11 protein-coding genes are annotated in these 12,893 nt (G+C 59.6%); 7 read left to right on the forward strand and 4 right to left on the reverse strand.

The genetic code is table 11. From position 1 onward, the window contains the following. Positions 1–293 precede the first annotated feature (293 nt). The 3 genes from AC6CIA_RS24585 to AC6CIA_RS24595 all read left to right on the forward strand — a co-directional run bounded on the left by AC6CIA_RS24585 (position 294) and on the right by AC6CIA_RS24595 (position 5,581). Entirely contained in the window at positions 294–2,345 is a 2,052-nt protein-coding gene (locus tag AC6CIA_RS24585) for a putative bifunctional diguanylate cyclase/phosphodiesterase (protein WP_498315704.1), read from the forward strand. 161 nt (positions 2,346–2,506) lie between these two features. Further along, positions 2,507–3,844: an imelysin family protein gene (locus tag AC6CIA_RS24590; RefSeq protein WP_498315705.1), complete on the forward strand. Its 1,338-nt coding sequence runs from the start codon at positions 2,507–2,509 to the stop codon at positions 3,842–3,844. A 282-nt stretch (positions 3,845–4,126) separates the two neighbouring features. Continuing rightward, positions 4,127–5,581 carry a TrkH family potassium uptake protein gene (locus tag AC6CIA_RS24595; RefSeq protein ID WP_498315734.1) on the forward strand — a complete coding sequence of 485 codons (1,455 nt, stop codon included), beginning with the start codon at positions 4,127–4,129 and terminating at the stop codon, positions 5,579–5,581. Here the strand turns inward: AC6CIA_RS24595 and AC6CIA_RS24600 are convergent. Continuing rightward, complete coding sequence (locus AC6CIA_RS24600; protein WP_498315706.1) at positions 5,538–6,596, reverse strand: AraC family transcriptional regulator; 1,059 nt, start codon at positions 6,594–6,596, stop codon at positions 5,538–5,540. The two genes, AC6CIA_RS24595 and AC6CIA_RS24600, sit on opposite strands and share 44 nt — an antisense overlap. Before the next feature lie 172 nt (positions 6,597–6,768). Here AC6CIA_RS24600 and AC6CIA_RS24605 point away from each other — a divergent pair, with 172 nt between their 5' ends. The 4 genes from AC6CIA_RS24605 (at position 6,769) to AC6CIA_RS24620 (ending at position 9,047) form a co-directional block, all read left to right on the forward strand. Further along, complete coding sequence (locus AC6CIA_RS24605) at positions 6,769–7,080, forward strand: Mpo1-like protein (RefSeq protein ID WP_498315707.1); 312 nt, start codon at positions 6,769–6,771, stop codon at positions 7,078–7,080. A 206-nt stretch (positions 7,081–7,286) separates the two neighbouring features. Next, on the forward strand, positions 7,287–7,415 hold the full coding sequence (locus AC6CIA_RS24610) for a hypothetical protein (RefSeq protein WP_255313284.1): 129 nt from the start codon (positions 7,287–7,289) through the stop codon (positions 7,413–7,415). Between the two features lie 81 nt (positions 7,416–7,496). Beyond that, positions 7,497–7,679, forward strand: coding sequence for a hypothetical protein (locus AC6CIA_RS24615; RefSeq protein ID WP_084381087.1), 183 nt, complete (start codon positions 7,497–7,499; stop codon positions 7,677–7,679). 168 nt (positions 7,680–7,847) lie between these two features. Further along, entirely contained in the window at positions 7,848–9,047 is a 1,200-nt protein-coding gene (locus AC6CIA_RS24620) for an MFS transporter (protein ID WP_498315708.1), read from the forward strand. On the opposite strand, the gene arfB is transcribed toward AC6CIA_RS24620, so the two are convergent. From arfB to AC6CIA_RS24635, 3 genes are all read right to left on the reverse strand, one after another. Further along, a complete protein-coding gene (gene arfB / locus AC6CIA_RS24625) occupies positions 9,044–9,457 on the reverse strand; it encodes an alternative ribosome rescue aminoacyl-tRNA hydrolase ArfB (protein WP_339530897.1) in 414 nt (137 codons plus the stop codon). The genes AC6CIA_RS24620 and arfB overlap by 4 nt on opposite strands. 97 nt (positions 9,458–9,554) lie before the next feature. Further along, on the reverse strand, positions 9,555–10,718 hold the full coding sequence (locus AC6CIA_RS24630) for a hypothetical protein (protein ID WP_498315709.1): 1,164 nt from the start codon (positions 10,716–10,718) through the stop codon (positions 9,555–9,557). A 297-nt stretch (positions 10,719–11,015) separates the two neighbouring features. After that, complete coding sequence (locus AC6CIA_RS24635) at positions 11,016–12,437, reverse strand: amino acid permease (RefSeq protein ID WP_498315710.1); 1,422 nt, start codon at positions 12,435–12,437, stop codon at positions 11,016–11,018. Positions 12,438–12,893: the final 456 nt, after the last annotated feature.

Consider the following 12,893-nt stretch of genomic DNA (forward strand, 5'->3'; position numbering starts at 1 on the left):
ACACCGCGACGCGGGATTCAAGCAACGGCCGCGCGCCTCATGGCACAAGCGGAACCACCCTGCGGAGTGAATAGTGGAGAGCGACTGAATTCGCCGCCAGCGCGATTCAGCAGGCGAAAACACCAAGTCGACGCTGCTTCCCGCCCCGCACCACTATCGACTCGGCCACACCGAAGTGCATCCCTCCATGACAGCAAATTATCAACACCGATAATGTCCCTTTGACTGCCATCACGGGATTGCCAATACTCATGGCATCTTGAGGCTACCCGAATGGAACAAGGAATGACCCTTTGAAGCTGGAACTCAAAAACAGCTTGTCGGTGAAGTTGCTCCGGGTTGTGCTGCTTTCGGCACTCATAGTCGGGGTGGTACTGAGTGCGGCCCAGATTGTCTTTGACGCCTATAAAACCCGTCAGGCGGTGGCTGGGGATGCCCAGCGCATCCTCGACATGTTTCGCGACCCATCCACTCAGGCGGTCTACAGCCTGGATCGTGAGATGGGCATGCAGGTGATTGAAGGCCTCTTCCAAGATGAATCCGTGCGCATGGCTTCCATCGGTCATCCCAACGAACCGATGCTCGCCGAAAAGAGCCGCGCCCTGCAGCACTCTTCCAGCCGCTGGCTCACCGACCTGATCCTCGGCCAGCAACGCACCTTCACCACACCGCTGGTGGGGCGTGGGCCGTACAGCGAATATTACGGCGACCTGAGCATCACCCTCGACACCGCCATTTACGGCAACAGCTTCATTGTCAGCTCGGTGATCATCTTCATCTCCGGCGTATTGCGCGCCCTGGCCATGGGCCTGGTGTTGTACCTGGTCTATCACTGGCTGCTGACCAAGCCGCTGTCGCGGATCATCGGGCACCTGAGTTCGATCAACCCCGACCGCCCGAGCGAACACAAGATTCCGCTGCTCAAAGGACACGAAAACAACGAGCTGGGACATTGGATCAACACCGCCAACCAGTTGCTGGCCTCCATCGAGCGCAACACCCACCTGCGTCACGAAGCCGAAAACAGCCTGCTGCGCATGGCTCAGTATGACTTTCTGACCGGGCTGCCGAATCGCCAGAAACTCCAGGAGCAGTTGGACAAGATCCTCATTGATGCCGGTCGCCGGCAACGTCGGGTCGCGGTGTTATGCGTCGGCCTGGACGACTTCAAAAGCGTCAACGAGCAGTTCACCTACCAGGCGGGCGATCAGTTATTGCTGGCCCTGGCCGACCGCCTGCGCGCTCACAGTGGCCGCCTCGGAGCCCTCGCCCGCCTGGGAGGCGACCAGTTCGCCCTGGTCCAGCCCGACATCGAACAGCCCTACGAGGCGGCCGAACTGGCCCAGAGCATCCTTGATGACCTGGACGCCGAATTCGCCCTCGATCACCAGCAAATCCGCCTGCGGGCCACCATTGGCATTACCTTGTTCCCGGAAGACGGCGACAGCACCGAGAAGCTGCTGCAAAAAGCCGAGCAAACCATGACGCTGGCCAAGAGCCGCTCGCGCAGTCGCTACCAGTTCTATATCGCCAGCGTCGACAGTGAAATGCGCCGTCGCCGCGAACTGGAGAAAGACCTGCGCGAGGCCTTGAACCGCGATCAACTGCACTTGGTGTATCAACCGCAGATCAGTTACCGCGACCACCACGTGGTCGGCGTCGAGGCGCTGCTGCGCTGGCAACATCCGGAACACGGCCTGGTGCCGCCGGACCTGTTCATTCCCTTGGCTGAACAGAACGGCACGATTATCAAGATTGGCGAATGGGTACTGGACCAGGCCTGCCGGCAACTGCGCGAATGGCATGACCTGGGGTTCCCCGCGCTGCGGATGGCCGTCAACCTGTCCACGGTGCAACTGCACCACGCCGAGCTGCCACGGGTGGTCAACAATCTGCTGCAGATTTATCGCCTGCCGCCCGGCAGCCTCGAGCTGGAGGTCACTGAAACCGGTCTGATGGAAGACATCAGTACCGCCGCCCAGCACCTGCTGAGCCTGCGGCGTTCCGGTGCGCTGATCGCTATCGATGACTTCGGTACCGGGTATTCCTCCCTCAGCTACCTGAAAAGCCTGCCCCTGGACAAGATCAAGATCGACAAGAGCTTCGTCCAGGACCTGCTGGAGGACGACGACGATGCGAGCATCGTGCGTGCGATCATCCAACTGGGCAAAAGCCTGGGGATGCAGGTGATCGCCGAAGGCGTGGAAACCGTCGAGCAGGAAGCCTATGTCATCGCCGAAGGTTGCCATGAAGGCCAGGGCTATCACTACAGCAAACCGCTGCCGGCGCGCGAGTTGGCGGCGTACCTGAAGCAATCCGCACGCAATAACGCCGCGATTCTGTAGCACGATGATGGCCACCCGAGGCGCGGTCTTGGGCGGTCGGCATCCTAATGTTAAATTTTTACCGCGCCAACCCTTTACAGAAAATGCAAATCTTTCGCATTATGTTGCAGTTTTGCGCGCCACGGTGCGCCCCAGTCATCTACCGAAGCAGGATGTTCGCCATGATTCGTATGCCCCTGGCCACCGCCAGTCTGCTGGCCATCGCCATTTCTCTCGCCGGTTGCGGCGAGGGCAAGGACAAGGCCGCCGCTCCTCAGGCACCTACGCCCGCTGCCAGCACTCCAGCTGCCGCCGCTCCCGCTGGCCAGGTCGACGAGGCCGCCGCCAAGGCGGTCGTCGCGCATTACGCAGACATGGTGTTCGCTGTCTACAGCGATTCCCTGGACACCGCGAAAACCCTGCAGACCGCTATCGACACGTTCCTCGCCAACCCCAACGACGAGACGCTGAAGGCCGCCCGTACCGCCTGGATCGCGTCCCGCGTGCCTTACCTGCAGAGCGAAGTGTTCCGCTTCGGCAACACCATCATCGATGACTGGGAAGGCCAGGTGAATGCCTGGCCGCTGGACGAAGGCCTGATCGACTATGTCGACAAATCCTACGCCCATGCACTCGGCAACCCGGGCGCCACCGCCAACATCATCGCCAACACCGAAATCCAGGTCGGCGAAGACAAAATCGACGTCAAGGAAATCACTGCTGAAAAACTCGCCAGCCTCAATGAGCTGGGCGGTTCCGAAGCCAACGTCGCCACTGGCTACCATGCCATCGAATTCCTGCTCTGGGGCCAGGACCTGAACGGTACAGGCCCTGGCGCCGGTAACCGTCCGGCTTCGGACTACCTGCAAGGTGAAGGCGCCACCGGTGGCCATAACGAGCGTCGCCGTGCCTACTTGAACGCCGTGACCCAACTGCTGGTCAGCGACCTGGAAGAAATGGTCGGCAACTGGAAACCCGACGTCGCAGACAACTACCGCGCCACGCTGGAAGCAGAACCTGCCACCGACGGCCTGCGCAAGATGCTGTTCGGCATGGGCAGCCTGTCCCTGGGCGAACTGGCGGGCGAGCGCATGAAAGTATCCCTGGAAGCCAACTCGCCAGAAGACGAGCACGACTGCTTCAGCGATAACACGCATAACTCGCAGTTCTACGACGCCAAAGGCATCCGCAACGTGTACCTGGGCGAATACACCCGCGTTGATGGCACCAAGATGACCGGCGCCAGCCTGTCGTCCCTGGTAGCCAAGGTCGATCCGGCCGCCGACGCAGCCCTCAAGGCTGACCTGGCTGCCACCGAAGCCAAGATCCAGGTCATGGTTGACCACGCCGACAAGGGCGAGCACTACGATCAACTGATCGCCGCCGGCAACGAAGCGGGCAACCAGATCGTGCGCGACGCCATTGCTTCGCTGGTCAAGCAGACCGGCGCCATCGAACAGGTGGCCGGCAAGCTGGGGATCGGCGACCTGAACCCGGACAACGCTGAACACGATTTCTGATCAGCGCGGTTCGAGTGAGTCAATGAGGCGGCCTTCGGGTCGCCTTTTTTATAGCGATCATTTGCAGTCGCACACATACCGCAAAACCCTGTGGGAGTGGGCTTGCTCGCGATTACGCTGGGCCCGCCAATACATCCGGGCCTCACCCACTGCAATCGCGAGCAAGCCCGCTCCCACACAAGCCCGTTCCACATTTCCACCGTAGAGCCTTTACAGCCCCCGGTTTACAAGACCTGTACCGCAGGTAGAATGGCGCCTCTTCCTGTCACCCGAGCGGACTTCATGGCGCTGCCGACCTTACGGATCATTGGTTTCATCATCGGCATCTTCCTGATCACCCTCGCGATCGCCATGGTGGTACCGATGGCGACCCTGGTGTTTTTCGAACGCACCAGCGACCTGCCGTCCTTTCTCTGGGCAAGCATGATCACCTTTGTCGCCGGCGTGGCCCTGGTAATCCCCGGCCGCCCGGAACATGTACACCTGCGCCCCAGGGACATGTACCTGCTGACGGTCAGCAGTTGGGTGGTGGTGTGCATCTTCGCCGCGCTGCCATTCCTGCTGACCCAGCACATCAGCTACACCGACTCGTTCTTCGAAAGCATGTCCGGCATCACGGCCACCGGCGCCACCGTGCTCAGCGGCCTGGACACCATGTCACCGGGTATTCTGATCTGGCGCTCACTGCTGCACTGGCTCGGCGGCATCGGCTTTATCGCCATGGCGGTGGCAATTCTGCCGCTGCTGCGGATCGGTGGCATGCGCCTGTTCCAGACCGAATCCTCGGACCGCTCGGAGAAAGTCATGCCCCGCTCCCATATGGTGGCGCGGCTGATCGTGGCGGCGTATGTCGGCATTACCATCTTCGGCAGCCTGGCATTCTGGTGGGCCGGCATGGGCTTGTTCGATGCGATCAACCACGCCATGTCGGCGATTTCCACCGGTGGGTTCTCCACCTCGGACCAATCCCTGGCCCACTGGAACCAGCCGGCGGTGCACTGGGTGGCCGTGGTGGTGATGATTCTGGGCAGTTTGCCATTTGCCCTGTATGTCGCCACCTTGCGTGGCAATCGCAAGGCACTGATCAAGGACCAACAGGTACAAGGCCTGCTCGCCCTGCTGCTGGTCACCTGGCTGGTACTCGGCAGTTGGTATTGGTGGACCACCAACCTGCATTGGCTCGAAGCCTTGCGTCATGTCGCGCTGAACGTCACGTCCATTGTGACCACCACCGGCTTTGCGCTCGGGGACTACAGCATGTGGGGCAACTTCTCACTGATGCTGTTTTTCTACCTGGGCTTTATCGGCGGTTGCTCGGGTTCCACCGCAGGCGGGATCAAGATATTTCGCTTCCAGGTCGCCTACATCCTGCTCAAGGCTAACTTGAATCAACTGATTCACCCGCGGGCGGTGATCAAGCAGAAGTACAACGGTCATCGCCTGGATGAAGAAATCGTCCGCTCGATCCTGACCTTTTCGTTCTTCTTCGCCATTACCATCTGCGTGATTGCCCTGGCGCTGTCGCTGCTCGGCCTTGACTGGATGACCGCCTTGACCGGCGCCGCCAGTACCGTCTCCGGCGTCGGTCCCGGCCTGGGCGAAACCATTGGCCCGGCCGGCAACTTCGCCACATTGCCGGACGCGGCCAAGTGGATTCTGTCGCTTGGCATGCTGCTGGGACGTCTGGAGATCATTACGGTGTTCGTGTTGTGTATCCCGGCATTCTGGCGTCACTGAGAGCCGCGCCCTTGAGCATCCGCGCCCGGTACACACCGGGCGTGGCATCGAACCAGCGACGGAACGCGCGGAAAAAATTGCTCGGGTCGGCGAACCCCAGCAAGTAGGCAATTTCCAGCAGCGTCATGCTCGGCTGCGCCAGGTATTGCTCGGCCAATTCGCGGCGTGTGTCATCGAGCAAGGTCTGGAAGCTGGTGCCCTCCTCGTGCAGACGCCGCTGCAAGGTGCGTTGGGACAAGTGCAGCGTCTGCGCCACCACCTCGCGCTTGGGCTCGCCCTGGGGCAACAGTCGACACAGCACCTGACGCGCCTTGTGGGTGACCCGACTCTCAGAAAAGCGCGCCAGGTACTCTCCGGCAAAACGATCATGCAGCAACGCCATCGCCTCATTTGCCGTCGGCAATGGTGCTTCCATATCCGCATGCTCGAAAATCAGCGCGTCATAGGGCGCGTTGAACACCAACGGTGCATGGAAGGCTTGCCTGTAGGGCTCCAGGTCCGCCGGCTGGTCGCCCTGCACCAGCACTTTGTGCGGTTGCAGGGTGCGACCGGTCAACCAGCCGCACAACGCCAACGCGCTGGCCAGAGAGGCCTCGGCGCTTTGCCGGGTGGGTGGCAGATGGTCACCATGCACGGTCAGGATCAACGCATAGCCTTCGGGTAACAGGCGAAAGCTCAATTCGGCGCTTTCGGCGATGATTCGCTGATAACGGACCAGACGCATAAACCCCTCGGCGAGCGTACGACTGGACATCAAGGCATAGCCCACCACATGAAAGGACGCCGGGCGCGCCACCTTACCCATGTTCAGGCCAATCGCCGGGTTGCCCGACAACTCCACCGCCCGCTGCCAGAGCCGGGTCATCGAATCCTGGGGGAAGCGCGCGTCCGGGTCATTCAGGGCCGCGTAATCCAGGCCGATCTGCTTGAACAAGGCTCGGCAATCCAGGCCCTCCATCTCCAGCGCCCTGACTATCCCCATCGCCCAGCTTGCAGAAGTCGTTCGTTCGCTCATGACGTTTTCTTGGCTTGCGTTCTATAAAGGGAAGGCCGAAACCGCAGCCAGGCATCAAAGGATACTAAAGTGGCATCTATTGTCACTGGCCGTTAGAGCTGATGACTCTAGACTCAAATAAGCTCCCCACCGAACACCGATTCGATGGAACAACAACAGAGGGCCGGCTATCATGGAAAATGTAAGAAAATTCAATAGCTTCGCTGAGTTCTATCCGTATTACCTGAGCGAACACGGCAACAGCACCTGCCGACGCCTGCACTTTATCGGCACCAGCCTGGTAATTTTCATTTTCGCCTTGGCCGTCGGCAAAGGTGCCTGGTGGCTATTGCTCGCACTGCCGCTGGCTGGCTACAGCTTTGCGTGGGCCGGGCATTTCTTTTTTGAAAAAAATCGTCCGGCGACTTTTCAGCATCCGTTCTACAGCCTGCTGGGAGATTTCGTCATGTATCGCGACATGATTCTAGGCAAAGTGCCGTTTTGAGCCCTTCACGTCAAAACAATAAAAGCCACGCCGATGAGCAGAGCGCCGCAGTGTGACGTTATGTCCCTTGCTTCTCGGCCATCAAGGTTTATCCATTCGGGGAATAAAAGTCTTTTTGTCATTTACAGTGCTGTATGCTGCCCGGGCTTTGTTAAAAGCGTGGAATACCTGCAATTCATCAACAGACCTTGCGAGGAGCGACGACGATGCACGAGATCCCTAATCTCCCCTTCCCAAGCCTGCACGAGACCGAGCAGCCAACCCCGCAACAGGCCGGCAGCGACAAGGCCGAGCCCAAAGAAGCAGCACCTGTCGACAGCGAAAGCCAAGACTGACGCAATACCCAGACCGTGTGGAAAGCGTGACATTGCGCGCTTTCCACACTGCCTGAAATACCCGTAGCAGAGATTCGCAACATGACCGATCGCCCCCAGCCCGACCCTGACGACGCCTTGCTCGGCGCGGCCATGCAAATGGTCGACGTGTGGAGTCGCCTCAGCCCTGAAAAACAAGCGTTGCTGCTCAAGCGCTTCGGCACCCAGGAAAATGCCCTGGCCGCCCTGGTAACGACCCGCCTGCTCAACCCCGCCGATAGCTGATCGCCTTCCTGGCTCATGCGTGGCGCAGCGGCTCGATAAGCGTCGGTGTCTCGTCCTTCCCCTGACACCACTGATCCAGAGTTTTGTGTTTTGCCGCCCTACGTGAGCCAAAGCACCGGTATCATAAGCAGGCTATCTTTTTTTTGCCGCGACAGTGGATCTCTTCCCATGCCAGAAACCCAGCGCCCCATGGCGGTCACGCTGCAAGTCGTTTCCATCGTTTTGTTCACCTTTATCGGTTACTTGAATATCGGCATTCCCTTGGCCGTACTGCCGGGCTACGTCCACAGCGAGCTGGGATTTGGCGCGGTCGTCGCCGGGCTGGTGATCAGCGTGCAATACCTCGCCACCCTGCTGAGCCGGCCTTACGCCGGACGTATCATCGATAACCGGGGCAGCAAGCGCGCGGTGATGTACGGCTTGGCAGGCTGCGGCTTGAGCGGCGTATTCATGTTGCTCTCGACCTGGCTGACACACCTGCCCGTCCTGAGCCTGACCAGCCTGTTGATCGGCCGCCTGGTGTTGGGCAGCGCCGAAAGCCTGGTAGGTTCAGGCTCGATCGGCTGGGGCATCGGGCGGGTCGGCGCGACGCACACCGCCAAAGTCATCTCCTGGAATGGCATCGCCAGCTACGGCGCCCTGGCCATTGGCGCACCGTTGGGGGTGTGGCTGGTCAATCGACTGGGGCTGTGGAGCATGGGCCTGAGCATTATTTTGCTGGCGCTGCTGGGGTTGCTGCTGGCCTGGCCGAAACGCGCGGCGCCAGTGGTCGCAGGCGAACGCTTGCCGTTCATGCATGTGCTGGGCCGCGTTCTGCCCCACGGCTGCGGGTTGGCGCTGGGCTCCATTGGCTTTGGCACCATCGCGACCTTTATCACTCTGTATTACGCCACCCAGCATTGGGACAACGCCGTACTGTGCCTGAGCCTGTTCGGGGCGAGCTTTATCGGCGCACGCCTGCTGTTTGGCAACCTGATCAACCGGATAGGTGGCTTTCGCGTGGCGATCGCCTGCCTGGCGGTGGAAAGCCTGGGCCTGTTGTTGCTGTGGCTGGCGCCGAACGCCGAATGGGCACTGGCCGGCGCAGCGTTGAGCGGGCTCGGTTTTTCCCTGGTGTTTCCCGCGCTTGGCGTGGAAGCGGTCAACCTGGTGCCAGCCTCCAGCCGGGGGGCGGCGGTGGGCGCATATTCGCTGTTTGTCGACCTGTCGCTGGGCATCACCGGGCCGCTGGCAGGAGCGATTGCAGCGGGTTTCGGCTTTGCCTCGATCTTTCTGTTCGCCGCGCTCGCTGCCTTCGCCGGGCTGCTGCTCAGCCTGTATTTATATCGACAGGCCCCCAAATACCGCGAAGAACGCAACGCAGGCTAGAAATCCACCTTGCCACGCCCGGCCTTGATACTGCCGCGCTTGGTCTTCGATTCCAGGCGTCGCTTTTTCGAGCCCAGGGTCGGTTTGGTGGGGCGGCGTTTTTTCTCCACCTTGGTCGCGCTGAGGATCAACTCCACCAAGCGTTCCAGGGCATCGGCGCGATTCTGCTCCTGGGTCCGATATTGCTGGGCCTTGAGTACCAGCACCCCTTCGCTGGTGATACGACTGTCGCGCAGCGCCAGCAATCGTTCCTTGTAGAACGGCGGCAGGGACGAGGCCGGGATGTCGAAACGCAGATGCACGGCACTGGAGACCTTGTTGACGTTCTGGCCACCGGCGCCTTGGGCACGGATGGCGGTCAACTCGATCTCGGCGTCGGGCAGATGCACGTTGTTGGAAATCACCAGCATGGAAAGCAAGGTCCGCGATTCGAGGGGGTCACTCAGGATACGCGAATGCATCACTGCCATGTACCGGCTTGCCATGGGCGTTACTTATCCAGGACTGTCAGGCATCTCTATCGGCAAAGGCCTTGTCCAGCAGCACTTTGGCAAGCTGTGTCGACCTGATCATCGCGTCACGCTCGGTTGGCTTTTCGTTGTTCAGGGTCATCTCCACACCGGTCACCACTTCAGGGAACGAGTGGGAGAAAATCAGCGTCGGCTCGACCTTCTTGGAAGGCAGGCCATGCAAGTCACGTCTCATCTTGTCGTAAAACGCCTGGGCATTGTCTGTCACCTGATGGCGCATCAGGTGAAACACCAATCCCATCATGGCTTCCCGCCCCTGGTTCTCGCTCATTGCGCCTGGCCACATGGATTGCTGTTGCGACTCGGCGGCATGCCGCAGCGTGGAAGCCACATCCGAAGCACCACCCGAGGTTCCCAGCATGACCGGCACGCCCGACTGGTCGCGAATTTGCGTGCCCAGGTCGTTACGCAGGTCCGTGCCGTGGGGACTGGTGAAATGGTGGGTCTTCACCCCATCGACGACACGGTTGGAGCCGACTCGATGTTTGGCGGTGTAGGCCTCGAGCCCCGCAAGCATCGAATCCTGACTGCTCATCGCCTCGGCCATGGCTTTTATGCCAAACGCCATTTCGGCCCCCTGCTGCGCGTCTTCACGGGTCAACGGGCCTTGCTCGCCGTTGACCAACATGGCGTGCAGGTGCTTCATTCCCAGGTACAGCCCACCTTTGCCCTCACCCGTCAGTAAAACGCGATCGGGGTCGTTGCTGGGAGCCAACAGTTCTTTATGCAGTTGCTCGCGAAAAGCCCGGTCACTTTGGGCATTCATCCACAAACCGCGAACCAGATGTACCATATGCGAAGACAGTTGCGAGACCGGGGAGTCGTCACGTTGCAAGTCCTTTTCAACGCCCAGGCAAATAGCCATTTCGGACTCGATGTGCTTAAAAAAATTCTTCGCCCGCCGCTCCAGGTTCTCTTTATTTTCATAGTTTGAATTTTGCAGGGTGTCTTTGACGAAGGCCCTTACCAGCGCGCTCGCCTCGGCCGGAGAGTAATTTTTCCCGGCAACGGACACGCCTGTATGCGGTATTTCTTGCGCCTTCTCGGTTTCGAGGCTTTTGCACTGGGCACGCGTGTCTGACAAGGAATCAGCACCGTTTAACAGACCAGACGGATTCAACGCGCCAACAGGAACACGCATAACTCAACTCCCAAGCTATCAGATAGGAAAAATCGGCTGACAACGCCAGCCATCCTATGTGGTTCACTTCGCCACCCGGTTCCCTGTCCCACGGTGCAAGCTGTAACAACCGACGCCAGATCCGCATAACGTCTTCTGGCAGACCAAAAAAACCCGGAACATGTCCGCAATGCCGTTCAGTTAAGGCTGAAACTCTCCCGTGGCGAGGGGGCTTGCCACAAGCGGGTGTTCGGCACGCGACTTTCTTAACTGAATAGCATTAGGAACATGTCCGGGTTTTTCTTCAGCGGCAGCGAATTACTTTACCGCCGGGCTCTGCACGCGGGTATAGGCGGAAGCCTTGCGCTTGTTCTTGAAGTAGTAGCACACCCCCATGAACACCAGCCACACCGGGATCGCATACACCGACACCTGAATGCCCGGAATCATCAGCATGACGCCCAGGATAAACACCACGAATGCCAGGCAAACATAGTTGCCATAGGGATACCACAACGCCTTGAACAACGACACCTGGCCGGTACGGTTCATGTGCTGGCGGAACTTGAAGTGGGAAAAACTGATCATCGCCCAGTTGATCACCAACGTGGCCACGACCAGGGACATCAGCAGTTCCAGCGCGTGCTGCGGAATCAGGTAGTTCATCAGCACCGCCACCACCGTGATCGCCGCCGATGCCAGGATCGACCGCACCGGCACGCCACGCTTGTCGATCTTCGCCAACGCCGCCGGCGCATCGCCTTGTTCGGCCATGCCCAGCAACATGCGGCTGGTGCAGTACGTCCCGCTGTTGTACACCGACAGGGCCGCCGTCAACACCACGAAGTTGAGGATGTGCGCGGCGGTGTTGCTGCCCAGCATCGAGAACACCTGGACAAACGGGCTGCCGCTGTAAGCATCGCCGGATGCGTTCAAGGTTACCAGCAGGCTGTCCCAAGGTATCAGCGAGAGCAACACCACCAGGGCGCCGATGTAGAAGATCAGGATCCGGTAGATCACCTGGTTGATGGCCTTGGGGATAACAGTACGTGGCTGGTCCGCTTCCGCGGCGGTAAAGCCAAGCATTTCCAGGCCACCGAACGAAAACATGATGAACGCCATGGCCATCACCAGACCGCCGACGCCGTGGGGGAAGAACCCGCCATGCTCCCACAGGTTGCTCACCGAGGCCTGGGGCCCGCCGCTGCCGCTGACCAGCAGGTAACTGCCCAGGGCAATCATGCCGACGATGGCCACGACCTTGATGATCGCAAACCAGAATTCAGCCTCGCCGAACACTTTGACGTTGGTCAGGTTAATCACGTTGATCAGCACGAAAAACGCCGCGGCCGAGACCCAGGTCGGAATCTCCGGCCACCAGTAATGCACGTACTTGCCGACGGCCGTCAGCTCCGACATGCCCACCAGAATGTACAGGATCCAGCAGTTCCAGCCCGACAGGAAACCCGCGAAACCGCCCCAATACTTATGGGCAAAGTGGCTGAAGGAGCCAGCCACCGGCTCTTCCACGATCATTTCGCCCAATTGGCGCATGATCATGAACGCAATGAAACCGCAAATGGCGTACCCCAGGATCATTGACGGGCCAGCTGACTTCAGCACCCCCGCCGAGCCCAGGAACAAGCCGGTACCGATTGCGCCACCGAGGGCGATCAATTGAATATGACGATTTTTAAGGCCGCGCTTCAGTTCACCTGAATGCGAATGGGGTCCACTCATGAAAAGGGTCTCACGCAAGGTTTGATGATGTTCATTGCACGTTGCTGCTTTGTCAGTCGACTCAAGCAGCGCCGATCAAACCCCAGCGCAGGCACCAGGAGTTCAGCGTTTTTCTAACGGTCATGCGTCACCTGTTTGTTTTTATCTGTGACGAAATCGAACCCGTCCGGCTTTTGGCCGGGCGGAGTTAACAAGGCGGATAGCCTTGAAGGTTGGCCTATTGCGTGGATACGCAAGGGGGTCACAGTAAAACGCGGCGCATTGTACACCGCTCGACCGGTTCGGACCGAGCGCGGACACACTCGCCCACCTGCTGTCAGGTAACTTTTACACTACACACGACAGCAGATTGACCGAGTGATCCCAGGCAGTAATCGTCAGCTTTGCGTTACAGCCAGGCAAAAAAACCTGCCAACAGCCAGCAGCCCGCAAGGGTATCGGACGAACGTACAGGTG

This window comes from Pseudomonas sp. GQ91, assembly GCF_059758795.1.